This window comes from Leuconostoc falkenbergense (assembly GCF_014634805.1).
GTDB lineage: Bacteria > Bacillota > Bacilli > Lactobacillales > Lactobacillaceae > Leuconostoc > Leuconostoc falkenbergense.
The window spans coordinates 1-24171 of sequence record NZ_BMBS01000003.1 but is presented as its reverse complement, the minus strand read 5'-3'; the positions used below and the strand labels follow the sequence as shown (position 1 = coordinate 24171).

The window sequence follows — 24171 nt, the reverse complement described above, 5'->3', positions numbered from 1 at the left end:
TTATTCTCCAATTCCAGTCGTAACCGTAAATGACTGTGTTTTACCAGCCGCAAGATGAATCAAAGTACCTGCTTGACTAGCAGCGTTATACCCATCAGGGTGACTAGTACCCGGAATGGCAAATGCCGCTACTTGTTGATCAGGATTATTTAACAACCACCTCGTAACAAACGGTAATTCTTTTGTGTTAAATGACGTAACAAATGTCGGTCCATTTGGTAGTGACATTTTAAAAACAGCTCGGTCAACTAACGGACGCAAATCTGTTGACATGTATACAATTTCCGGGTCAAAACGACTACCATTATCTAGCACCTCAATGACTTCACCACTTGCTTGTAACGCTTGATTAAATGCCCGCCAGCTGGCTGTCGGTTTGACATGGGACGGGATTGATTGTCTTAATGTCAGTGCATTCTCTGGTATGTTAGCTGTCATCATTGCGCCATCCACATAGCAATAATTAAGATGATTCAAATATTGCAAAGGCATTGTTTGATAGTTGCTGAGATTAGTCACTTTTAATCCAATATCTATCAATGCTGAACCTGCGTGCATGATAACAGTATTATGGGTTCGATAATGATATCCAAATCCTTTTACATACTCGTACTCGCCGCCAATTATGATATTATCTTGGTCAATTTCTAAATAAATATGATCAAGTTTGGTCATAGGATATTCGCCATGCAATGAGTGAGTATCTGTCTCACTAGGCGTACCACTAGCTAAAACACCAGATGTAAATTGAAACATGCCATACGTATCGGTCACCTGCGTTCCTGAGTATGGTTTATCAAACGCTGATGTCATTTTCAGAGACAATTGATCAAAAACGGCATCCCAAATCATGAAACCTTGAAAAGGTAGTATCATAATGTAGCCACGATTATTACTAATTTTCAAGCCGGCAACGCCTGTATCATATTGCATGGTCGTCACCGTAAAATGCTCATCTTGATAAATGTTATAAGGTTCTTGGTCAAATAATTTCTCCGGCAAATTGATTCTTTGTGTCATTCTGTTGCGCCTCTCTTTCTTGCTGTACCATTGTCTTGGCAAACCAAGCGACAACGGCAAAAGCGATTAAATCAATGCTGAAACTAGTAGACATATCCGTCATATCAGCGACAGCACCTTGTATCAGTGGCAAAATCGCACCACCAACAATACTCATAACCAAAATAGCACCGGCTGTTTCACAATGAATTGGCACCTGAACCGTATTAATCGTTTCCGAATAAATAGTTGCCCAACCCGGTCCAAACAAGCCACTCACTAGCACTAAGGCATATAATGCTGAAACATCATGTACCAATGTGACGTAGAGCAACGCTACAATACCCATCACACCATACGACAGTAGAACATGAACCGCACCAAATTTTGGTATTAACAAGTTGGCAATAAATTTACCAACAAAGAAAGCAACATAGGCATAAATCATAAAATTACTAGCATATCGTTCATTAAAATGACTATTCAACGTCAAAGCAAGTCGAATTGTAAAGCTCCAAACCGCTGTTTGCATACCAACATAGAAAAATTCAACCAAAATGCCTTGTTTAAAAGGCTTGTTTTGCCATAAATACTTGAGTGTGTCCAGAAGCTTTGCATTTGGTTGTCCAACAGTTAGTGATTGCTGCCTTTTCTTTGGGTATTGTGTCAAAACCAAGATGATAAAAGCAACACCTAACACCACCAGCAAGCATTGATAAGGCAATAATGTATGTGCCAAAGCTTTGTGCCCAAATGAGAGTTTCTCGCTGGCGTTCATTCCTGCCATCTGTTGCGCCAAACTTTTTCCATTGCCAAAAATAAGATATTTTCCCAATATAATGCCTAAAATCGATCCCACAGGATAAAATGTTTGCGAAATATTGAGTCTCAGAGTGGCGTGTTGCTTAGGACCTAACAAACTAGAATAGGTATTGGCGCTAGTTTCCAAAAAACTCAACCCTGTTGCCAAAACAAATATTGCAATTAAAAATACGCTATATGTTCCCATTTGACTGGCTGGAAAGAACAATAGCGACCCGACCATGTACAGCCCGAGTCCAATTAAAATGGAAATTTTATAACTCGTTCTTTGAATCACGCGACTGGCTGGAATAGCCAGTACAAAATATCCCAAGTAAAATGCACTTTGTACAAATGCGCTGGCAACATTTGACAGCGTAAACACTGCTTTAAATTGCGTAATTAAAATATCGTTCAAACTAGCTGCAGCACCCCATAATGGAAACATGAGTGATAGTAAAATAAACTGAAAAGGTGGTGTTTTATTCAGGTAGCCATCTGCCTGAACAACTGCTTTTGTTTTAAATATTGTCATTATTTTCTCCTCCAATGTCACTATTTACATAGCATAGTTGACCTTTTGAGAGCGTACAATGACAATAATCGTCTTCACAAACATTTGTTCGTAATTCATCGCACTGATGTTCCCGACGAGCCGGTCATGATAGAATATTTTTTTCACAAAGTGTTGACATGCTATTGTTCATTTCCTCATATTTACGGGAATAATAACGATGATATCTAACTTATTAACCCTTTCAGTATCATTATATTATCTTGTTAATAAACGATTGGCACACCCAAATATTGACATTAAAAAAAGACACATCTCTATTAAGACGGCTTTGTACATTAATTCACATTATCATAGAAAAATTCTTCTTTATTTTTGAACAATTTTCAACTTATATTTTTAAACGTTCGTTTTTCAGCAAATTATAGATTTTAAAAAAGACAGATTTAGTTCATCATAAACTAAATCTGTCTTTTCAACTCATTTATTGTATTAGTTGTTATTTTTTCTTTTCAAGAGTGTTAACAAGCCTAGCAAACTTGTCAAAATCAAGCCACTTATTACAACATGGCCGTTATTTTGTGATGCACTCGTTTTTGGTAATTGCTTGTCTGTGCTTTCACTATGATCACTATTGATTTGCTGACCATCATTACTAGGATTAGCAACAGGTAGCACAACATCATTATCTTTGTTCTCTTTTATGTCGTCGATTGGGGATTTTTTCTTTTCCTCAACTTTTACGACAATGGCAACATCACCACCTGCGTCTGGTACAATGACCGGACCATAGGGTGTATCAATTGTAGTACCCGGTGCTACTGGACCGTATGGTATTTCTGGACCAACAGGATTACCATTTTCATCTTCTGGCACAATGTTGCCAGCTACTACATACTCTGGCACGTCTACGGCTGTCTTTTCATAGACCGCAATCCCTGGTACTTCTGAAGCGACCGTAACGACAATATCCCCACCATTTGCTGGTACTTCAACTGGGCCATACGGTGTGTTAATGATAATGCCTGGCGTCTCGATACCATGTGGCGTCACAATTCCAGAATTGGGTTCAAGTGGACCATATGGAATTTTGGGCCCGACAGAGTTACCATTCTCATCTTGAGGTACGATATTTCCTGCCACTACATACTCTGGCACGTCTACGGCTACCTTTTCATAGACCGCAATCCCTGGTTCATTTTCTGCTGGCAATGCAACGTGTTCTGGGACGTCTACGGCTGTCTTGATTGTCACAACCACATCGCCACCTGTCTCTGGGACAATTACTGGGCCGTATGGTGTGTCAATTGTTGTCCCTGGCTTAACTGGTCCGTATGGCATCTCTGGTCCTACTGGATTTCCTGCTGGATCTTTTGGCACAATGTTGCCAGCTACTACGTATTCTGGCATATCTACGGCTGAACCTTGCGCTTCTGGAACATCGGCAGCTACCTTTTCATAGACTGCAATTCCTGGTTCGTTTTCTGATGGTAATGCAACATGTTCCGGTATGTCCACGGCTACTTTTTCATAGACTGCAACTCCTGGTTCGTTTTCTGCTGGCAATTCAATGTGTTCTGGGACGCCCACGGCTGTCTTTTCATAGACCGCAATTCCTGGTTCAGTTTCAGCTGGCAGTTCAACATGTTCTGGGACGCCCACGGCTGTCTTTTCATAGACCGCAATTCCTGGTTCAGTCTCTGATGGTAATTCAATGTGTTCTGGGACGTCTACGGCTATCTTTTCATAGACCGCAATTCCTAGTTCAGTTTCTGCTGGCAGTTCAACATGTTCCGGTATGTCCACGGCTACCTTTTCATAAACCGCAAGCCCTGGTTCGTTTTCTGCTGGCAATTCAACGTGTTCTGGGACGTCTACAGCTACCTTTTCATAGACTGCAATACCTGGTTCAGTCTCTGATGGTAATGCAACATGTTCCGGTATGTCCACGGCTACCTTTTCATAAACCGCAAGCCCTGGTTCGTTTTCTGCTGGTAATTCAACGTGTTCTGGGACGTCTACAGCTACCTTTTCATAGGCTGCAATACCTGGTTCGTTTTCTGCTGGCAATTCCACATGTTCTGGGACATCGACGGCTGTCTTGATTGTTACTACCACATCGCCACCTGTCTCCGGGACAACCACTGGACCATATGGTGTGTCAATTGGTGTCTTAGGAGCTACTGGTCCGTATGGTATCTCTGGTCCTACTGGGTTTCCTGCTGGATCTTTGGGCACAATGTTGCCAGCTACTACATACTCTGGCACGTCCACGGCTGAACCTTGTGCTTCGGGGACATCGACTGCTGGTGTCTTGATTTGAATCACAACATCACCACCATTAGTTGGTACTTCAACTGGGCCATACGGTGTGTCAACCGTTGTCCCTGGCTTAACTGGGCCATATGGAATTTCTGGTCCTACTGGGTTACCATGCTCATCTTGAGGTACGATATTGCCAGCTACTACATATTCTGGGACGTCCACGGCTGAACCTTGTGCTTCGGGGACATCGACAGCTACTTTTTCATAGACCGCAATTCCTGGTTCGTTTTCTGCTGGTAATGCAACATGTTCTGGGACGTCCACGGCTACCTTTTCATAAACTGCAATTCCTGGTTCAGTCTCTGATGGCAGTTCAACATGTTCCGGTATGTCCACGGCTATCTTTTCATAGACCGCAAGCCCTGGTTCGGATTCTGCTGGCAATTCAACGTGTTCTGGGACGTCTACAGCTACCTTTTCATAGACTGCAATCCCTGGTTCAGTCTCTGATGGTAATGCAACATGTTCCGGTATGTCCACGGCTACCTTTTCATAGACCGCAATTCCTGGTTCAGTTTCAGCTGGCAATTCAATGTGTTCTGGGACGTCGACAGCTACTTTTTCATAGACCGCAATCCCTGGTTCAGTCTCTGATAGTAATTCAATGTGTTCCGGGACATCGACAGCTACTTTTTCATAGACTGCAATTCCTGGTTCAGTCTCTGCTGGCAGTTCAATGTGTTCTGGGACATCTACGGCTACTTTTTCATAGACTGCAACTCCTGGTTCAGTCTCTGATGGCAATTCCACGTGTTCTGGGACGTCTACGGCTACTTTTTCATAAACCGCAATTCCTGGCGTGCTCGTGGCCACTGTAACTGTAATATCGCCACCATTTGCTGGTACTTCAGCTGGGCCATATGGTGTGTCAACTGTTGTCCCTGGCTTAACTGGGCCGTATGGTATCTCTGGTCCTACTGGATTGCCTGCTGGATCTTTTGGCACAATGTTTCCAGCTACTACGTATTCTGGCACATCTACGGCTGAACCTTGTGCTTCTGGGACATCCACGGCTACCTTTTCATAAACCGCAAGCCCTGGTTCGGATTCTGCTGGCAATTCCACGTGTTCTGGGACGTCGACAGCTGCTTTTTCATAGACTGCAATTCCTGGTTCAGTCTCTGCTGGCAATTCAACATGTTCTGGGACGTCGACAGCTGCTTTTTCATAGACCGCAATCCCTGGTTCAGTCTCTGCTGGCAGTTCAATGTGTTCTGGGACGTCGACAGCTACTTTTTCATAAACCGCAATCCCTGGCGTGCCCGTGGCTACTGTAACTGTAATATCGCCACCATTTGCTGGTACTTCAACTGGGCCATACGGTGTGTCAATTGTTGTCCCTGGTGCTACTGGGCCGTATGGTGTCTCTGGTCCTACTGGATTACCTGCTGGATCCTTTGGCACAATATTTCCAGTAACGATTTGTTCACTGGTAACAGTCTTATAGGTGTAAGTAGTCGTATATGAAACCTGATTGCCATACAAGTTAGTACCAAGCGCAAACATTGTATCCATATTTAGTTGCTGACCAACCTGTAAAGAATCGGCGATATCAACAGCAACTGTTATTTCATTTTTTTCACTTGGAACATTAGTGCCCGTTAATGCGGATATTTTCAAAACATTGTGATTGCTATCTTTAAATAGCATAAAGCGATGACCATTACTATCGGCATTTACTTCAGCATCATACATTGTACCTTGATAGCTAATTTTTGTGTTATTGGCTAATTCAGTAATTAATTTCTGTATATCATCAGCCGTCATTTTTTGTACATTTACCTTCAAAGTTCCAGTCGGTACTTGAACTTTAAAAGTAGCTGGGTCTAAATGTACCCATTCCCCATCTGAATCTTCAATATTTAAGTAGCCATTATCAGTCAAGGCAGTCATTGTGATGTTGTCAACCTGTGGATCAAACTCGACATGTGCCTTCATACTACCAGCAGATCCTGGTAATGTGCCACTAATATATCCCTTTGGTGGGTTAAGTTTCTGCGTCTCTGTATAGTACACACGCGTCGTTGACTGATTCCCATCAGGAACCTCGCTCAAGTCATTTACCGTAGTCTCTGATGATACAACATCATTAACATAGTCTATATTTGATGCTTTCATGTCATCACTATATTGTGACTTCAAATTATTATCGTCAAGCGAATCAACTTTTGTTGGCTCACTTGTTGTAGACGTGCTGACTGTTGACGAGTTGTCTTGATTGCTGACAGTATTAATACTTTGCTGAGTATTTTGTGCGGTCTGGTTCTGACTATTGTCAACCAAACTATTATCTGAATCAGTCTGAACATTAGTTGATACAGATGTGTCAGCAGCATTTGCGCTTTCACTTGTTAAAACATTCACATGACTAACAACAGAATTAGTGTTTGTGTCCGAAATATCTGATTGCTGAGTATTGTCTGTAACTTGCGTAACAGCCTGTGCGTCTATTGTATCTGCGCTAACTGTGGCGTGATCAACCATAATTGCAGCACCAGTCATAAAGGCCAACGCGGCCATTACCCATTGCTTTTTTGCCTTATACATCTTAAATTTAACGGTTGGCGTTGCTGTAAAATTATGCTCTTGCTTACTCATATTTTTATTCCCCATTTTTAACTCAACTTACAAATTGTAACCAGTGTAATAATATCATTTATTCACAAAAAAGTCAATATTTGTTCATATTTATCGTTTTAATAACACATATAAGCACATTTGAACAAAATTTAATAAATTTGAACAAAAAAAGACCAAAACAATTAACACATTGTTTTGGCCTTTCTAAAATATTAAATCAACACAACTTTATTTATCTAAGCGCGCACGGAATGCTTTTGTGGCTTCTTCATAGCCAGGCTTGCCCAATAGCGCAAACATCGCTGTCTTATAAGCTTCGACACCAGGTTGATTAAATGGGTTAATGCCAAATGTATAACCAGAAGCACCAACAGCCATTTCAAAGAAGTAAATCATGTAACCCAATGAGTAAGCGTCTTGTGCTGGCAAGTGGACAGCCAAATTAGGTACACCACCGTCAACGTGAGCCAAAGTAACACCTTGAGAAGCCTTTGTGTTCACTTCATCAATCGTGATACCTTCCAAATATTGCAAACCATCATTGTTGCCTTCTTCATGTGGTAGATCCAAATTAGATACAGGATTATCTAACTTAACCACGGTCTCAAACAAGTCACGGCGTCCTTCTTGAATATATTGTCCAAGTGAGTGCAAGTCGGTTGAGAAGTTAGCTGAAGATGGGTAGATACCCTTTTGGTTTTTACCTTCAGACTCACCCATCAATTGCTTCCACCACTCTGACAAATATTGCATTGAAGGTTCCCAGTTAATCAACAATTCTGTTGTATAACCCTTATCATACAAAATACGACGAACGGCAGCATACTTATATGCCTCATTCTTTTTCAAATCAGAATCAGTATATTCGTTTTGCGCATCACAAGCGCCATCCATCAATTTTTGGATATCAGCACCTGAAGCAGCAATTGGCAACAAACCAACGGCTGTCAAAACAGAGAAACGACCACCAACACCGTCAGGAATTGTAAATGTTTCATAACCTGAAGCCGCAGCTTCATCATGCAGAGCACCACGATTAGCATCTGTTGTTGCGTAAATGCGCTTCTTAGCAGCATCAGAACCGTACTTTTTCTCAAGCAATTGCTTAAATACGCGGAAAGCAATTGATGGTTCTGTTGTTGTACCAGACTTTGAGATAACGTTGACAGAAAAGTCTTGATCACCAATGACACGAACCAAATCATTCAAGTAAGCTGCAGAAGTTGAGTTTCCTGCGAAATAAATTTTAACACCTTGACGTTGATCATCCGCCAATTCATTATTAAACATTGGATTCAAGAAATCAACTGCCATTTTTGCGCCCAAATATGAACCACCAATGCCAATGACAACCAAAATTTTTGAATCAGATTGAATTTGTTTGGCCACCTTTTGAATACGTGCAAATTCGTCCTTGTCGTAATCAGTAGGTAGAGTCAACCAATCAGAATATTCCGCACCAGCGCCCGTACGATTGCGCAATTGTTGGTCAGCCATCGTAATTAACGGTTGCATCTCGTCCAATTCATGTGGTGCGAAAAAATTCTCAATGTTCTTTGTGTCAAATGTAATGTGTGCCATTATTCGCTCCTATTATTAATATTATGAAATCGTTTTCACTATTATTTTATCACAACTTTGACGCAGCTGCTTCATCAACAATGATTGTAACATTTTCGTGATTTTGTAGAACAGAAGCTGGCACGGTTTCAGATACTGGTCCATTTACTGTTGCTGCAATCGCATCGGCTTTGCTGTCACCATAGGCTACCAAAAGAATCTGTTTAGCTGACATGACTGACGCAATACCCATTGAAATAGCTTGCGTTGGCACGTCAGATTCTTTTTCAAAAAAGCGTGCATTTGCATCAATTGTAGATTGCGTTAAATCAACAATATGCGTGGTTGAGTCAAATGATGTCCCTGGCTCATTGAAACCAATATGCCCATTACGACCAATGCCTAATAATTGTAGGTCAATTGGATTTTCCGCAATAATTTGATCATACGCTTTGGCGGCAGCTTCGTGGTCATCACTTTTACCATCTGGAACGTAAGAATGCTTGAAAGGCTTTTGATTAAAGAGATGTTGATTCATAAAATAACGATAACTTTGGTCATTATCACCGTCTAGTCCCAAATATTCATCCAAGTTGACTGATGTCATATTTGAAAAGTCCAAATCACTTGCTGATAAACGATCGTACAACGCAATTGGTGAGGAACCTGTTGCCAAGCCTAACACTTTTGCGCCACTTTTAATCACATTCTGATAAATTTCAAATGCCTTTTGAGCCCCTTCGTCAGCGTTTTTTACTTTGATAATATTCATGATGTGGTCTCCATTCTTTAATTGGTCTATACCGCTTTGGTCTATACCAATATAATAGCATTATTTTAATGGAATAACAAGGTTATGGTTGGATCAGTTCACAAAAAAATCGATCTTTCGATCGATTGTATATTAAAACAGATTCCGCCAAAGTCTCACAAACCAGTTAGCTTGCGTGCCTTTAACACCAGATTTTACAGTTAATTGTTTGTCTGTTTTTGAAGTATAAGGCAAATATTGTGCGTCTAAAGCTGGACTAATATGCCCAATCTTTTGATTTTTATTTAGTTTGGCAAGCTTAGTGTCAACACTCAAATTCGATAATTTAAGTTGTGTCTTTTTGTTTGTCCAAAAAGTTTTAGTTTCCGCCAATTTGACCGGAACTTCAGTCTTCTTTAGTGCTTGAAAATTTAACTTTTGTATTGTTTGATTACTTGTGAATGTATGCCCTTGCTTTTTGGCTAACACCTCATTGACTACATCCAACGTGGCCTGAAAGCGTGTCTTTTCATCCATATAATCACCGGCACCATTGACAACCGTAATAAATACATGTCCATTTTGGTCTTTGATAATGCCTGTGAATGCTGCGCCAGATTCAGGTGTTGATCCGGTTTTTAGCCCTTCAATTATCAGTTTGTTTGGATTAGACAGCTTTGGCATTGTTTGTGTCATTAGCTGCCAGTAATCAGTTTTGTCTGTCACCACATAAGAGGCAGTTAAATGGTATGAAATAGTCATTTTTTCAGACAATTTTCTTAGAGTGGGATCCAACTCTAAATCAGCTTTAGCAATCATCGCTAATTGTTTTGCAGTCGCATGGTTGGCAGCTGTCTTTGAAGCACTCTTAATTTGATTTTCAAAGGCATCCCCATTGACTTGCCCCGCAGAATTATACCACTGTGAGCCGGTCAAATGTAATGATTTTGCCCACATTTGCAATGCTTGCTGAGTTGTTTTGCCTTTAGGTGTCATAAATTCACCTAGTGCAAATGCGGCATCATTAGCAGAATTAGCAAACATAACGTCATATAATTCTTTGACAGATAATTTGTCACCAGCTTTCACGGCAATATGGGAAAAAAGATGGCTGTCCTGATCAGATAAATCTGATTTACTGGTAATGGGCACTTTGGTTGTCCATTTAATTTTGCCGGACTTAATGCCTTGTAGCACACCATAAGCAGTCAACATTTTAGTTTGTGAAGCAATTGGCACCTGCTTATCAGCATTTTTGACACCAAGTATTTGTCCAGTTTTTGCGTCAATCACAACCGCTGAAGTGGCATCAACACTCAAATTGATTGGTTTATCAGTCACGTGCTTGACATTAGTTGGCTTTGAAACATCCTTTTTATTTGTCGATAGTCCAATAATCAAACCAATTATTAGGACAATCACGCCCGCGACTATTAACTTAGTTTTGTATCTTTTCATAACTCACTCCCTTTTGTTTGAGTGGGAGACTGATGACAAAAGTTGTTAAATCATCATCCGATTCGGCAGACACAACACCGTGATGTTGTGTCACAATACCTTTAACAATTGCGAGGCCAAGCCCCGTTCCCCCTGTTTTACTATTACGAGAACTTTCTACACGATAAAAACGGTCAAAAATATCGTCTAGCGCATCCCCCGGAATTTTAGCCCCGTCGTTAATCACACGAATCTCAACATTTTCATCTCGTACTTGAGCTGTTAACTTAATAAAAGTGGCCCCATCACCATACTTAAAAGCATTCGTAATCAGATTCATCAACACCCGCGCTAACTTATCAGAATCAGCTTCAATCACAATCATCTCTGGATTGGTTAATTGCGTCAACTTAATATTTTTTTCCTGTGCCTCAAGTTCGTAGCTCGCTAATAATTGACCAAACAAATCGCTTAAACTTAATGATGTCAGATTCAAAGACGCGTCCTGAGCCTGTGTCTTTGAAAATTCAAATAGATCCTCAACCAACACTTTCATTTGATTGGATTTATCATAAGCCGTATGAATATACTTTTTGCGGTTATCGTCGCTAAGATTGTCACCCATTTCTACCAATCCTAGGTAACCAATAATCGCTGTTAATGGCGTACGCAAATCATGTGAAATATTAGTAATCATTTCATCTTTAGAACGTTCACTGGCACGTTCTTCTTCTCGAATACGTCGCGTGTTAGTCGCAATTGTGTTAGAAACATCAATCAACGCTTGTGTTTTAGGCGCATAAGTAGCATGCCAATCAATAGTCATATCCGCATTATCTGCAGATATTTGTCGTAATTCCCTAATTAATCGCAACAAACTTTCATCTCGTCGCCATTTAACATATTGAACGATAATAATCGCAAAATTGCCTAGTACAAATACAAAAAATTCCAGTATCTGCCAAGTATTACTGGAAAATCTATTAACTCGCTGTGCTAAAACATCAAAACCTGTCATAGTTGTCCAACTATATAGGCAAAGCAACAGTAGCGTAACGATGATATAATAATTTTTTGTGCGATTATGCTTAAAAAATATCGCTATTTTTTTCATTGGTTCACTTCAATTTTATAGCCAACACCCCAAACTGTTTGGATGACTTGGTCACCATTAGTTGCTTCTTCAATTTTGTCACGTAAATGAGAAACGTGCACCATAACTGTTTTTGCAGACACAACCGATTCTTGTTGCCAAACACGCTCAAAAATATCATCAGCCGAGAAAACACGATTAGGATGAGAAGCTAGCAAGTACAAAATACCAAATTCCAATGCTGTCAAATTGACCAAATCACCATCTGATGTTTTGACTTCATGGCTGTCTTTATTGATAACAAGTGATCCAATGTCTAATACGTCGGGTGTTTGATCTTGTACGGCATTTTCAGCTCGACGCAAGAGTGACCTAACGCGCGCCATTACTTCCAGCGGATTGAATGGTTTGGTAACATAATCGTCAGCGCCTGTGATCAAGCCCTGAATTTTGTCCATGTCGCCTGACTTAGCTGACAGCATCAAAATCGGAATACGACTATCTTTTCGTACTGCTTTGACAACTTCTAGACCATTCATATTTGGCATCATGACATCTAAAATCATCAATGCAATGTCTGGGTTTGTATTCAGCTTTGACATTGCCTCTTTACCATCGCTGGCCATAATTGGATCATAGCCTTCATTTTTTAAATAAATTTCTAACAGCTCTGCAATTTCAAGATCATCATCAACGACTAGAATTTTCATGGTTCAATTTCCTTTCAATTACTTTTGCGCAGCTTCTAGGCGCGCTTGTTGTGATAATTGACTTATGGCGAAGAAACCACCCTTTAAGCCAGCACGTTGGCGGTTCCAACGGAAAGCAAGATAAGCCACGGCTGCCAAGATAATATAGACAATCGCAGGCAATGTTGGGTTAATAACAGCTGGCAACATACCCAAAACGACGAATCCCAAAATCCAAGCTACCATCGCAGCAATGAGGTAGCCCCAGCGACGACTACGAGAATTAGTTTGTTCAGGTACTTTTGGATTAGGTGTCAACTTCAAAACCACTGCTGTATAAATTGACCCACCCAGTCCGGCAATCAGCAACAGAGAAATAATCCCTGCGCCTTGATTACGATTGTTTTTTGAGAAAAACAAAGTCAAGCCAAAGACTAAAGCAAATAACATAAATATGGCTAATGACGTATCAATTGCTAAAGTACTAAATTTGAAGTCAAAAAGCTTTTTGGCTGTCTTTTTAGGGTCAAGATACTGTTGAACAGCTTGTGTTGGTGTACCAAACAATTGCGTCGCTGTTTGTCCTTGGCCTTGTGTTGCCAAAAGTTTAGCTTCTACCTCTGATACAATTGTGTCTATTTTTTCACCATCTAATTTTGTATTTTGAGCCAATAGTTTTTTGAATTGGAACATGAAATCCTGATTTTTTTTCGTTAATTCACGATTTTCTGACATGCGTTGTTGCCTCCCTAGGTTATGTACGGTGCGAGTGCACCTTTATATTGATTAAACGTTAAATCTGAACTCGATAATATCGCCGTCTTGTACGACATATTCTTTACCCTCCGAGCGCAATTTTCCAGCTTCCTTCACTGCTTTAACTGAGCCTAAAGCATCTAAGTCGTCAAAACTAATGGTTTCAGCGCGAATAAAACCACGTTCAAAATCAGAATGAATGACACCAGCGGCTTGTGGCGCTTTGGCACCTGCTCTAAAAGTCCAAGCGCGTGTTTCTTTGCCACCAGCTGTGAAGAATGTTCGCAAGTCAAGCAGATGGTAGGCAGCTCGAGTCAACTTATTCAATCCGGGTTCATCAACCCCGGCCATCTCCAAAAACTCAGCACGTTCATCATCTGGTAATTCGGCAATTTCTTCTTCTGCACTTGCTGACAAACCAATGACATCAGCACCTTCGCTATTAGCAAACGTTTTGATTTCATTAAAGTACTTTGAAGATTCAGGATCAGCCATATCATCTTCAGCCAAGTTGGCGACATACAAAACGGGTTTGGTAGTTAATAAGAACAAGCCTTTGACGATTTTTTGTTCATCATCACTAAACGCAACAGTTCGAGCGGATTGACCAGCTTCTAACGCTGGCTTTAATTTTTCAAGGACTGCAAACTCAGCTTTAGCAGCCTTGTCGCTACCCTTAGCGGCACGCGCTACTTTGGCATAACGCTTATCAACCGTTTCAAGATCAGCCAAAATCAGCTCAGTGTTGATTGTTTCAATGTCATCCAACGGATTAACAACACCATTAACATGAATAATTTCATCACCGTCAAAAGCGCGGACAACGTGGACAATAGCATTCACTTGACGAATGTTTTCTAGGAATTTATTGCCCAATCCCTCACCTTGTGAGGCGCCTTTAACAATACCAGCAATATCCGTGAATTCAAAAGTTGTTGGGATGACTTTATCAGCAGGTTCAATGGCTTGAATACGTGCCAAACGCTCATCTGGTACTTCTACCATACCAACGTTGGGCTCAATCGTCGCAAAAGGATAGTTGGCCATTTCTGCACCAGCTTTCGTAATTGCGTTAAATAATGTTGATTTGCCGACGTTTGGAAGGCCGACGATTCCAGCAGTAAGTGCCATGTTAATCTTCTTTCTGACTTGCTTCTTCAAGTATTTTTTTCAATCGTTTGTTAAAATCAAAACGCGTCATCATAATTCCACGTCCACATTTTGTACAAGATAATTTGATGTCTGCGCCAACACGCGTAATTTCCCAAGCATTGGCACCACAAGCATGTGGCTTTTTCATTTCAACAATGTCATGTAAATTGTATGTTAATGGTGTTGCCATCAATCTACCTCAATATTTAATAATGCTAAAATACGACTTAAATCATCATTTGAAACATAGTTAATTTCAATTTTGCCATTTCCCTTGGTGGCTGTATTGACCTTAACTTTTGTGCCAAATTTTTCTTCCAGCTGTGTTGCAACTGCCGCAATGAAAGGTGAAATTTGTGGCTTTTCAGAGGCAGCAGGCTCGTCACCAGATTCATTGATTTGTTTAACTAATGCTTCGACTTGACGGACATTTAAACCACGCGCCATAATCGTGGCAACAACCTTGTCAATTTGTGATTTTTTCTTTAAACCTAATAAAGCTCTTGCCTGTCCCATTGATAAATCACCATCTTGTAACAATGTTTGGACATTTTCTGGTAACTTCAACAGTCGCAATGCATTTGCCACAGTTGCTCTATCTTTACCAACTTTTTCAGCCAGTTGAGCTTGGCTAAGTGACAATCTTGTCATTAAAGCATCGAAAGCTTGCGCTTCTTCAATGACATTCAAATCATCACGCTGCAAGTTTTCAATTAGTGCCACGGCTGCCATCGTGTCATCATCAACCTGACGCACAATAGCTGGTATTGTAGTTAATTTTGCTAATCGTGAAGCACGTACACGTCGTTCACCAGCAATAATTTGGTAGCTTTTACCATCTTCACGAACGATAATCGGTGTTAAAACACCGCTATCTTGAACGGATGTTGCCAATTCCTGTAACTTCGTCTCGTCAAAATGACGGCGTGGTTGAAATGGATTAGGCTTTATAGCACTCAAGTTAAGCTGCACAACATTCTCGGTTGCAGTCGGCTCTTTTGTTGCAGATTTTGTATGTTCAACTGCTGATTTTGACACATTATTGGCGCCAAATAGCGAACTCATGCCCTTTCCAAGGCCACCTTTTTTATTTGCCATATTGCTTCAAGACCTCCTGTGCCAGATCATTGTACACTTGAGCACCAACACTTCTTGGATCAAAATCAATGATTGCTTGTCCATAAGATGGCGCCTCGCTCAAACGAACTGTTCTTGGGATGATTGTCTCATAGACTTTGTCATCAAAGTAATTACGCACTTCTTGCGCAACCTGCTTAGCCAAATTCGTGCGTCCGTCATACATTGTCAACAGAATTCCGGCAACATCTAACTCTGGATTAAATTGCTGACGAACCAGCTCAATTGTATTCAACAATTGGCCCAAACCTTCTAACGCATAAAATTCAGTTTGTACAGGAATAAGAATAGCATCTGCTGCCGTAAATGCATTGACAGTTAACAATCCCAAAGCTGGTGGATTATCAATCAAAATAAAGTCATAATCATCACGCACTTTTTCAAGTGCTGTTTTCAAGCGGTATTCACGTTTTTCTTGATTGGATAATTCAATTTCGGCGCCTGATAATTGAATGGTGGCAGGCACCAAATCATAATTGTCCGTTGGCACAATAACATCATGCAATGGTGTTTGCTCAACGATAACGTCATAACTATCAACGGTTAAAGCAGATTTATCAACACCAGAACCACTAGTCGCATTACCTTGGGCATCAATATCAACCAATAAAACGCGCTGCCCAGCCTGTGCTAATGCCGCGCCTAAATTGATACTTGTGGTGGTCTTACCGACACCGCCTTTTTGATTGGCTAATGCAATTATTTGTGCCATTTTAGGCGCCTCCTATTTTAGTTTAAGCAATTGGTTTTTTACTTGGTGTACCCGCTTGGCGCGGATACTTCTTGGGTGTTTTCGTCACTTTATCAACAATTTGTATAAATCGTGAATCACCATTAGGCAATTCAAACGCGTATTCATCACGTAATTTACCGCCTAGCGTTTGCAACGCCTTTTGCCCATCAGCCAACTCTTGTTGTGCTGCTGCACCTTTCATGACTAGAAATTCACCACCAATGTGGACAAATGGCAACGTATACTCGGCCAATACGCTTGTCCGTGCAACAGCACGCGCTGTTGCATAGTCAAATTGCTCCCTGAACGTTGGATTTTGTCCAATATCTTCGGCACGCCCATGAACAATAGTCACGTCGCTCAACTTGAGCTCGTCGACAACGGTTTGTAAAAACTTAACCCGTTTTTGCAAAGCGTCCACCAAGGTGATTTTAAGATTTGGAAAGGCAATTTTTAGTGGTATCGCTGGGAAACCGGCGCCAGTACCAATATCAATTAAACTATGCTCACCATCTTGCAAGCTTTTTTCATAAAATGCGACTGTCAGTGAATCATAAAAATGTTTGAGATAGACCTCTGATTTTTCAGTGATTGCCGTCAGATTAACACTGGCATTAGTTGTCACCAATAATTCATAATATTGTTCAAATTGCGCTAATTGCGCATCACTTAATGTCATGCCGGCTTGTTTGAGTGCATTCATGAAGTCTTCGTTTGTCAATTGTGTTCTCCAATTTCAATTAGTTCAGCACACAAAAAGCGCCATTTTCAACTACTACTAGAATACCTAAAAATGGGCTATTTTTCAAGTTTTCCCGCGTTGATATTTGCGTCATCAATTTGTGCAACCATCAACAAAAACCAAGCATTAAACGCTGGTCCGTCAATATCAAGGGCCACATGTGCGTTTGTCGTGTCGTGGCTACTTTGCAAAATGTCCCCAACTGTTGCACCAATTGCCGGTCCGCTTGTCACCACGTCAATCCAAATATCCCTCATTTGGTATTTTTCAGGGTGTAATAAGTAATATAGTGTGTTAACGTCATGCATTGGCTTGCCAGTACCTGTGTGATCAGCGTAGTGGTCAAATAACGCTGACAGCATTCGTCCCGTTTCATTGATCTGTGCTAATGTTGCTAAAGAATCAGTTGTCAAAACGGCCTTTTCTGTTACATCAAGACCTAACATTGTAATAGACAAGCCACTTTCAAACACAATTTTGGCGGCATCCGGATCGGTAAAAACATTAAATTCAGCAACTGATGTCAAATTACCGCCGGACAAACTGCCACCCATAATGACTAATCGTTCAATTTTCTGCAAATCGTCTGGGAATCGCTGTATCAACATCGCGATATTAGTAAATGCCCCAACTGCAACCAACGTAATTGGTTCACGTGATGCCTGTATGGTCTGATGCATGGCCACAACTGCTTCTTCGGCAATTGTTTGAGTAGATAGTGTGCCAAAATCATAGCCCGGCATGCCGCTTTCACCATGAATTGCCGCAGCATCCTTAAATGGCTTGACCAATGGTTTTTCTGCGCCACGAGCTACTTTAACATCTTGCCGATTAAAATAATGTGTTAACTTCAAAGCATTCAGCGTTGTTTTATCGACGGAAACGTTCCCCGCAACCGTCGTCACCAATCGCACATCAAAAGCAGAATTTGTCAGTAATATACTGAGTGCCGCAGCATCATCAATACCCGGATCAGTATCAAAAATAATTGGAATTGTCATATTTTCCCCTTTAGTTATTATTGTTATTATTATACCAAAGCTTTCAACTTGACATTTTTGAAAGTCCGTTTTATTATGGTCTTAATCTAGGAAAGGGGGTCATAACTTTTGAGTAATTCTAATGGAAAACGCTCAATCGTTTTGGCCGCTTAATAGGAAAAGCGGTCGATTCGATTGCAGCAACCACGAAGCAAGTTTGATTTAGATTCTGCTTCGTGGTTTTTTTATTGCCTTTTACATGAAATTCACCAAATAAAAAAGCACACCAAATGGCATGCTTTCACGAATAATCACTTGCGTGCTGCAAGTTTAAAGTCCAGTGGAACACCAACTGCATGGTGATAGAATCCTGTAACATCAGGATTAACTAGTTCTGGTTGTGCTTGAGTTAAATAATTTATGTTACCTCATTTTTGGTATGAAACAAGCATCTATCTCTTTGATAAGTAATTGTTTGTTAGTAAACTATTAAATGTTATGTCCCCCACTAACCTTAATGATCTGCCCCGTAATTTGGTTTGCTTCGTCACTACATAAAAACGCAACCGCGTCAGCAATATCTTCTGGTTGAACCAACCTACCTGTCGGAATATCTGGTAAAACAATTGTTTCTAAATCTTTGTTGATCCATCCTGTTTGCGTTGGTCCTGGCGCAATACAGTTAACAGTTATACCTTTTGAACCCAGTTCCACTGCAAGCGACCTAGTTACTGACTCGTTAGCAGCTTTACTTGCACCATAAGCAATTTGACCTGCCATATTTTGCGCAGAATCTGTTGAAAAATTGATAATTCTCCCACTTTGTCCTTGAAAATTTTGAAGGTAAAGTTGTGACATCAACAATGTCGCTTTGGTATTTACATCAAAAATCAAATCAATTGCTTCAGGAGTAATTTTATCAAGAGAATCATGTTCGCTAAACTCGGCTGCGTTATTGATTAGGAAATCTACATGACCAAATTTTTTGACAGCTTGCTTAAATATTTTTGCTGGTGCATCTTTTTCAGTGATATCAGCTTCTATTGTTAATATTTTAGCACCAGCTCCCTCTAACTCATCTTTGACTTCGCCACCATCACTCGCAAGGCTTTTAAAATATAAATCATATCCTGGTTCATTAGCCTTTGCTTCGTCCCAAGAATAGTCTAAGCGTTTATAAACGAGTACAAGTTTTGCGTTGGCGTTAGCAAATTTTCTAGCGATGGCCGCCCCGATACCTTTGGGGTTATTTGTCCCTGTAATTAATATTACTTTATTTTCAAAACGCAATTTCATCACTCTCTTCCATCCCAACTATCACTTGCGTGCTGCAAGTTTAAAGTCCAGTGGAACACCAACTGCATGGTGATAGAATCCTGTAACATCAGGATTAACTAGTTCTGGTTGTGCTTGGTAATACAGCGGATTCAAAATGGCTTGTTGATTGATAATCTTTTCCAATCCCTTTTCGTCAGCTGCACGTTTAGTATCATTTGTGGCATCGACACCCTTTGCTTTGTTCCATAGTGCATCGTAATCCGCGTTTGAATTGTGGTTGTAGTTATTAGCGTTGCCAGTCGAAGCCAAATCTAAGAATGTCGTTGGTTCGGCATAATCAGCGCCCCACTGCGTCAGCATAATTTGGAAATTAGCATTCGATCCATCTTGCAAGCGTTGCTTGAATGGCACGAACTTCTCAGTCACTTTTAAGCCGGGCAAATTCTTACTCCATTGACCTTGCAAATAGTTGACAACATCTTTCGCGTTGGCAACACGATCTGTATCGGCTTCGATTTCTAATGTAATGGACTGCTCGCCTAATTCCTTCAGGCCTTCTTGGAAAAGCTTCTGAGCTTTTGCTTTATTATACTTATAGTCTTGCTTTGCATAAGTCGCAAAATCAGTTCCATTTACCGAGCTCAATCCTTTAGGTGTAAATGACGTGGCTGGCGTTGACGTACCTGACAATACTTGTGAATTCAACTCTGAACGGTTCGTCACCAAATTCAGCGCTTGACGAATCTTCGTATTATTCAACGCCTTGACATTTCCGGACTGGTTATAAGCCAAAAATACCGTTGTTGCTTGTGGCGTGATGCGATATCCTTTGTTATTCTTATTCGCTTCTGATAATTGTGGCGTGTTAACCAACGCAGAGTCCAGCTTACCCGTCTTATACATTTGCACAGCTACTTCTGGTTTCTGAATGACCTGCAAGTCAATCTCCGGTGTCTTAACCGCTTTCGCGTCCCAGTAATACTTATTCTTGACTAACTTAAACTTATTGTTTGTTCCGTTCCAACCCTTAAATACGTAAGGCCCGTTATAAAGCGTCTTGCTAGCGGTTGTCCCGTACTTTTTGCCATATTTTTCAACAAAGCTTTGCTTTTGTGGGAAGAAAGTTGGGAACGTCAACAAACTCTTAAATTGTGGCATCGGCTTTTCCAATGACACTGTCAACGTATTGCCGCTGGCTGTGATACCTAACGTCTTTTTGTCGACCTTACCAGCTTGAATGGCGTCTGCGTTCTTGATACCACTATACAAATAGGCATACTCTGAAGCAGTCTTCTGGTCGTTAGCACGCTGCCAAGCGTAGACAACATCTTTGGCCGTTAACTTACTGCCATCAGACCACTTGAGCCCATTACGCAAAGTAATTGTCCATGTTTTGCCATCAGTTGATGACTTGATTGATTTGGCAAGCGCCAGTTGTGGCTTGCCATTCTTATCAGCTCGAAGTAAGCCTTCTCCAGCATTACCAACGACGTCCATTGAGTATTCATCAGTAATCGTTGCTGAATCCAACCCATTCAAAGGTGTCGGCAACGAAAAGTGTATCGTTTTATCACTGCTACTGTTGGAACCACCCCATAAGCCAGCTGCACGAGTGCCACCGACCACAGCCACAACAACCACACCACCAATTGTTAGTTTTTGCCATGTTTTCATTAAAATATCCTCACTATTTTCTTCCGTATTTACTCATTTTACCACATCGAAAGCTAATCGGATGGGAAAATGCCATAATTTGGTACTTTTTTTCATAGTTGGTCTAACAGATAAACATTGATGAAAAATATGTACCAATTTTCAGTAATATTATATATATTAATAGTAATACCATAGACAGAATGAAAATATTGCCTTATACTAGGTGCTAATAAGATAATTAAAGCAATATATAAAGCTATTTTGACGAGGAAAAATTATGATTGGTATAGAATATATTTTGGAAACAGATTGGAAAAAAACTGCGTATATTATTGCGACTGGCGATACGCAATTGGTCAATGTATCAGATCGTGTCCACCATTTATGGCGTGATTCATCACATGCACGTACACTACCACGTGACAATCGCATTAAAGAACAAGCACGTATTTTGTCTGATTTTCAAAAAAACGGTTGGGCATAATTGATAAAAAAGGCGGACGGTGTTCGTCTTTTTTTAATTCGCGTACTTATTTCAGTCATATTTCGACGCTAAAATTCACAATTTATTCACTTAAAAGTCGTCTTATCTTCCACCCCCCCTAGTAGAATGAGGGTCTAGACTACTATGGAGTGGAAATATGCGTGTTAGAAAATCATTATATATTATCATCATCACCTTATTAATGACTTTATCAGGCCCTCTGCAAGCTGTGACAGCGTCTCAACTATCAGAAAAAAATAATAACCAACCAGCAACGACAATGCGGTTACCTAATGAGGGGCGTTCTGATTTGCAGGAATTGATTCAACGGGTGGATGCTAATGTTGGTGATGATTCTGCTGAGGGAAGATCATCAGAGCCAGAAACAGATGAGCATGAAACAGTGGAGGAACCGGTTGAAAATAGTGGGGTGTCAGAACCCACAGTCAAAGAAGCGCCTGAAGCAACTGATAGCCAGAAACCGGTTGCCAAAAATAAAGCACCAAGAGCCATCACAACTAATACCAACGGGACAAGTACTTGGACGTTTGATTCTGCTACTGGCTTGTTGGTCTTTGGTGCGGGCACGCTGTCGCAGATACTTAAAACAAATTTAACTAATGCAGGTGTGACACCAGCAGACGTCAAGAGCATTCAATTTGAAAGTGGCGTTGTTGCGCCAGCAAATTCAAGCAATTTGTTTTCGCAATTAACAGGGCTATCTCAATTAATTGATGTGAGTAATTTTGACACCTCATCAGTAAAGTACATGAGCGGGTTGTTTTATAAGGATAGCGCTTTAGCCACCACGCTAGATTTGAGCACGTTCGATACAAGTAACGTGATCAGTATGGGCTCTATGTTCGAGGAGAGTGGTGTGACCAGTTTAGATTTGAGTAGCTGGGATGTTACCAAAGTGTCAGGTTTTGGCAATATGTTCAGAAATGCGACAAAGTTAACCACCTTAAATCTATCGACTTGGGGGGTTGGTCGGACCGCGACATCAGTTGAAATGTGGTATATGTTTTATGGCACCAGTCTATTAACCAATTTAAACCTAACCAATTTTAAGACAACCAATGTCACTAATATGAGTTATATGTTTGCTTACAGTAAGTTGTCTAGTTTGAATTTAAATAGCTGGGATGTCACCCAAGTGTCAAATTTTAGCTATATGTTTTACGATGCGGATAAGTTAACCACTTTAAATCTATCGACTTGGGGGGTTGGTCGGACCGCGACATCAGTTAATATGGCTTATATGTTTTATTCCACTCCTAACTCTTTCAGTTTCAACTTAACCAATTTTAAGACGACCAATGTCACTAATATGAGTTATATGTTTGCTCGCGGTAGTGAGTCTGCTTTGGACTTAAGTAGCTGGGATGTCACCCAAGTGTCAGATTTTAGCTATATGTTTTACGGTGCGACAAATTTACGTAAGTTAGATCTCTCGACTTGGGGTGTCGGTCGGACCGCAACATCAGTTAATATGGCTTATATGTTTGCTTACACTAAGATCACACGTGGTTATTACGACATCCCTTTGGACCTATACAATTTTAAGACGACCAATGTCACGGATATGAGTTATATGTTTTATTGTTTTATCTACAGTGATATCCCTTATATCTCTAGCTGGGATGTCACCAAAGTGCAAACGTTTAGCAATATGTTTAGACTGTCTGATATTAGTATGCTATATCTGTCCGACTGGAATACATCCGGTGCGATAGTTACTAACATGTTTGCAAAGACTTCTAAACTCTGGCACATCAAGCTGGGGGAAAACATTAAATTTGCCGATGATCCTAGCTTCACAGCAGCTCCCCCCATTGGGACAACGATTACGTCAAGCCACAAAACAACTGCAGCCAGTTGGCAGATTGTTGGCACAGGAAAAGTATTTAATCCTAAGGGTGCAATGGTCACAACGACAGAAATGTACGCTGATAGAACTGAAGCAGTTACGTACGTGTGGGCACAAGAGGATGTTATCAATACGATTTCATCACTTACCTTTGGCACGTTAGCAGCCAGTGACTTCTTTAATGGCAATAGCCCGCTGGCAACCAACATGGCAACTGGTTCGGTGGCCTTAATAGATTTAGATTACAGTACAACGTATAATGTTACAGTGGCGCAAACAAGTGATTGGACAACTGATGGTGAATCAGCTACGATTGCCAAGTCAAACTTGAAGATTAAATATGGCACTAGTGATTTAGCCACTGGTGCTAGCAGTTTCTGGTCGGGCACATCAGCGGCTGCGACCAAGAGTATTGCTTTTAATCATGATGATACCAAAAACTTCAGCATTTGGTTGAACCCAAGCACTGTGATTGATACAGCATTGCTTGGCAAACAACTAGAATCAGAATTAACATGGACGTTGAGTGAGACGCCATAATCTAACAAAAAGATATGGTAGATTGCAAGAATTAACCGAACACTGCAAACTGCTGAAAAACCTTTCGTGGTGATTGCCAGTTGAGTGTTTTCAT

The 24171-nt window shown here is 40.7% G+C and carries 19 protein-coding genes; 2 read left to right on the top strand and 17 right to left on the bottom strand.

Annotated elements, in window-relative coordinates:
* From IEU71_RS01305 to IEU71_RS01225, 17 genes are all read right to left on the bottom strand, one after another.
* Entirely contained in the window at positions 1 to 1020 is a 1020-nt protein-coding gene (locus IEU71_RS01305; protein WP_036067036.1) for a DUF4432 family protein, read from the bottom strand.
* Positions 983 to 2335: an L-fucose:H+ symporter permease gene (fucP, locus tag IEU71_RS01300; protein WP_004914226.1), complete on the bottom strand. Its 1353-nt coding sequence runs from the start codon at positions 2333 to 2335 to the stop codon at positions 983 to 985. Before fucP ends, IEU71_RS01305 begins: the two co-directional genes overlap by 38 nt.
* A gap of 471 nt (positions 2336 to 2806) precedes the next feature.
* Positions 2807 to 7237, bottom strand: a complete 4431-nt coding sequence (locus tag IEU71_RS01295) for a KxYKxGKxW signal peptide domain-containing protein (RefSeq protein ID WP_036086329.1) — start codon at positions 7235 to 7237, stop codon at positions 2807 to 2809.
* Positions 7238 to 7447: 210 nt separating this feature from the next.
* Positions 7448 to 8800 carry a glucose-6-phosphate isomerase gene (locus IEU71_RS01290; protein WP_004914239.1) on the bottom strand — a complete coding sequence of 451 codons (1353 nt, stop codon included), beginning with the start codon at positions 8798 to 8800 and terminating at the stop codon, positions 7448 to 7450.
* A 49-nt stretch (positions 8801 to 8849) separates the two neighbouring features.
* Complete coding sequence (locus IEU71_RS01285; protein WP_004914241.1) at positions 8850 to 9551, bottom strand: glucosamine-6-phosphate deaminase; 702 nt, start codon at positions 9549 to 9551, stop codon at positions 8850 to 8852.
* 132 nt (positions 9552 to 9683) lie between these two features.
* Positions 9684 to 10988: a D-alanyl-D-alanine carboxypeptidase family protein gene (locus IEU71_RS01280; protein WP_004914243.1), complete on the bottom strand. Its 1305-nt coding sequence runs from the start codon at positions 10986 to 10988 to the stop codon at positions 9684 to 9686.
* A complete protein-coding gene (locus tag IEU71_RS01275) occupies positions 10969 to 12081 on the bottom strand; it encodes a sensor histidine kinase (RefSeq protein ID WP_036067037.1) in 1113 nt (370 codons plus the stop codon). The genes IEU71_RS01280 and IEU71_RS01275 overlap by 20 nt, the downstream gene beginning before the upstream one ends.
* Positions 12078 to 12770, bottom strand: a complete 693-nt coding sequence (locus tag IEU71_RS01270; protein WP_004914247.1) for a response regulator — start codon at positions 12768 to 12770, stop codon at positions 12078 to 12080. Before IEU71_RS01270 ends, IEU71_RS01275 begins: the two co-directional genes overlap by 4 nt.
* 18 nt (positions 12771 to 12788) lie before the next feature.
* Positions 12789 to 13484 (bottom strand): DUF1129 domain-containing protein, encoded by a 696-nt coding sequence (locus tag IEU71_RS01265; RefSeq protein WP_004914248.1) that lies wholly within the window; start codon positions 13482 to 13484, stop codon positions 12789 to 12791.
* Between the two features lie 51 nt (positions 13485 to 13535).
* The gene (gene ychF / locus IEU71_RS01260) at positions 13536 to 14636 is read right to left on the bottom strand and encodes a redox-regulated ATPase YchF (RefSeq protein ID WP_004914250.1); all 1101 of its coding nucleotides are present in this window, start codon (positions 14634 to 14636) and stop codon (positions 13536 to 13538) included.
* Position 14637: 1 nt separating this feature from the next.
* Entirely contained in the window at positions 14638 to 14847 is a 210-nt protein-coding gene (locus IEU71_RS01255) for a DUF951 domain-containing protein (protein WP_004914252.1), read from the bottom strand.
* Complete coding sequence (locus IEU71_RS01250) at positions 14847 to 15755, bottom strand: ParB/RepB/Spo0J family partition protein (protein WP_004914254.1); 909 nt, start codon at positions 15753 to 15755, stop codon at positions 14847 to 14849. The genes IEU71_RS01255 and IEU71_RS01250 overlap by 1 nt, the downstream gene beginning before the upstream one ends.
* The gene (locus IEU71_RS01245) at positions 15745 to 16506 is read right to left on the bottom strand and encodes a ParA family protein (RefSeq protein ID WP_004914257.1); all 762 of its coding nucleotides are present in this window, start codon (positions 16504 to 16506) and stop codon (positions 15745 to 15747) included. Before IEU71_RS01245 ends, IEU71_RS01250 begins: the two co-directional genes overlap by 11 nt.
* Positions 16507 to 16528: 22 nt before the next feature.
* The gene (gene rsmG, locus IEU71_RS01240) at positions 16529 to 17248 is read right to left on the bottom strand and encodes a 16S rRNA (guanine(527)-N(7))-methyltransferase RsmG (protein WP_004914261.1); all 720 of its coding nucleotides are present in this window, start codon (positions 17246 to 17248) and stop codon (positions 16529 to 16531) included.
* Positions 17249 to 17325: 77 nt separating this feature from the next.
* Positions 17326 to 18270 carry a ribonucleoside hydrolase RihC gene (gene rihC, locus IEU71_RS01235; RefSeq protein WP_004914263.1) on the bottom strand — a complete coding sequence of 315 codons (945 nt, stop codon included), beginning with the start codon at positions 18268 to 18270 and terminating at the stop codon, positions 17326 to 17328.
* A 468-nt stretch (positions 18271 to 18738) separates the two neighbouring features.
* Positions 18739 to 19539, bottom strand: a complete 801-nt coding sequence (locus IEU71_RS01230; protein WP_158082480.1) for an SDR family NAD(P)-dependent oxidoreductase — start codon at positions 19537 to 19539, stop codon at positions 18739 to 18741.
* A 27-nt stretch (positions 19540 to 19566) separates the two neighbouring features.
* Positions 19567 to 21201, bottom strand: a complete 1635-nt coding sequence (locus IEU71_RS01225; RefSeq protein WP_004914270.1) for a peptide ABC transporter substrate-binding protein — start codon at positions 21199 to 21201, stop codon at positions 19567 to 19569.
* A gap of 259 nt (positions 21202 to 21460) precedes the next feature.
* Between IEU71_RS01225 and IEU71_RS01220 the strand changes: the two genes are divergently transcribed.
* Together IEU71_RS01220 and IEU71_RS01215 are read left to right on the top strand one after the other, a co-directional pair.
* Positions 21461 to 21667: a hypothetical protein gene (locus tag IEU71_RS01220; RefSeq protein ID WP_004914272.1), complete on the top strand. Its 207-nt coding sequence runs from the start codon at positions 21461 to 21463 to the stop codon at positions 21665 to 21667.
* 157 nt (positions 21668 to 21824) lie between these two features.
* Positions 21825 to 24077: a BspA family leucine-rich repeat surface protein gene (locus IEU71_RS01215; RefSeq protein WP_036068413.1), complete on the top strand. Its 2253-nt coding sequence runs from the start codon at positions 21825 to 21827 to the stop codon at positions 24075 to 24077.
* Positions 24078 to 24171 lie beyond the last annotated feature (94 nt).

What these genes read in the sequence shown, in the direction of transcription:
- IEU71_RS01290 (WP_004914239.1), bottom strand. Translation starts at nt 8,800, where the DNA reads ATGGCACACATTACATTTGACACAAAGAACATTGAGAATTTTTTCGCA.
- IEU71_RS01215 (WP_036068413.1), top strand. Translation starts at nt 21,825, where the DNA reads ATGCGTGTTAGAAAATCATTATATATTATCATCATCACCTTATTAATG.
- IEU71_RS01265 (WP_004914248.1), bottom strand. Translation starts at nt 13,484, where the DNA reads ATGTCAGAAAATCGTGAATTAACGAAAAAAAATCAGGATTTCATGTTC.
- IEU71_RS01295 (WP_036086329.1), bottom strand. Translation starts at nt 7,237, where the DNA reads ATGAGTAAGCAAGAGCATAATTTTACAGCAACGCCAACCGTTAAATTT.
- IEU71_RS01225 (WP_004914270.1), bottom strand. Translation starts at nt 21,201, where the DNA reads ATGAAAACATGGCAAAAACTAACAATTGGTGGTGTGGTTGTTGTGGCT.
- IEU71_RS01220 (WP_004914272.1), top strand. Translation starts at nt 21,461, where the DNA reads ATGATTGGTATAGAATATATTTTGGAAACAGATTGGAAAAAAACTGCG.
- IEU71_RS01250 (WP_004914254.1), bottom strand. Translation starts at nt 15,755, where the DNA reads ATGGCAAATAAAAAAGGTGGCCTTGGAAAGGGCATGAGTTCGCTATTT.
- IEU71_RS01280 (WP_004914243.1), bottom strand. Translation starts at nt 10,988, where the DNA reads ATGAAAAGATACAAAACTAAGTTAATAGTCGCGGGCGTGATTGTCCTA.
- rihC (WP_004914263.1), bottom strand. Translation starts at nt 18,270, where the DNA reads ATGACAATTCCAATTATTTTTGATACTGATCCGGGTATTGATGATGCT.
- IEU71_RS01245 (WP_004914257.1), bottom strand. Translation starts at nt 16,506, where the DNA reads ATGGCACAAATAATTGCATTAGCCAATCAAAAAGGCGGTGTCGGTAAG.
- ychF (WP_004914250.1), bottom strand. Translation starts at nt 14,636, where the DNA reads ATGGCACTTACTGCTGGAATCGTCGGCCTTCCAAACGTCGGCAAATCA.
- IEU71_RS01305 (WP_036067036.1), bottom strand. Translation starts at nt 1,020, where the DNA reads ATGACACAAAGAATCAATTTGCCGGAGAAATTATTTGACCAAGAACCT.
- IEU71_RS01275 (WP_036067037.1), bottom strand. Translation starts at nt 12,081, where the DNA reads ATGAAAAAAATAGCGATATTTTTTAAGCATAATCGCACAAAAAATTAT.
- IEU71_RS01270 (WP_004914247.1), bottom strand. Translation starts at nt 12,770, where the DNA reads ATGAAAATTCTAGTCGTTGATGATGATCTTGAAATTGCAGAGCTGTTA.
- IEU71_RS01285 (WP_004914241.1), bottom strand. Translation starts at nt 9,551, where the DNA reads ATGAATATTATCAAAGTAAAAAACGCTGACGAAGGGGCTCAAAAGGCA.
- IEU71_RS01255 (WP_004914252.1), bottom strand. Translation starts at nt 14,847, where the DNA reads ATGGCAACACCATTAACATACAATTTACATGACATTGTTGAAATGAAA.
- fucP (WP_004914226.1), bottom strand. Translation starts at nt 2,335, where the DNA reads ATGACAATATTTAAAACAAAAGCAGTTGTTCAGGCAGATGGCTACCTG.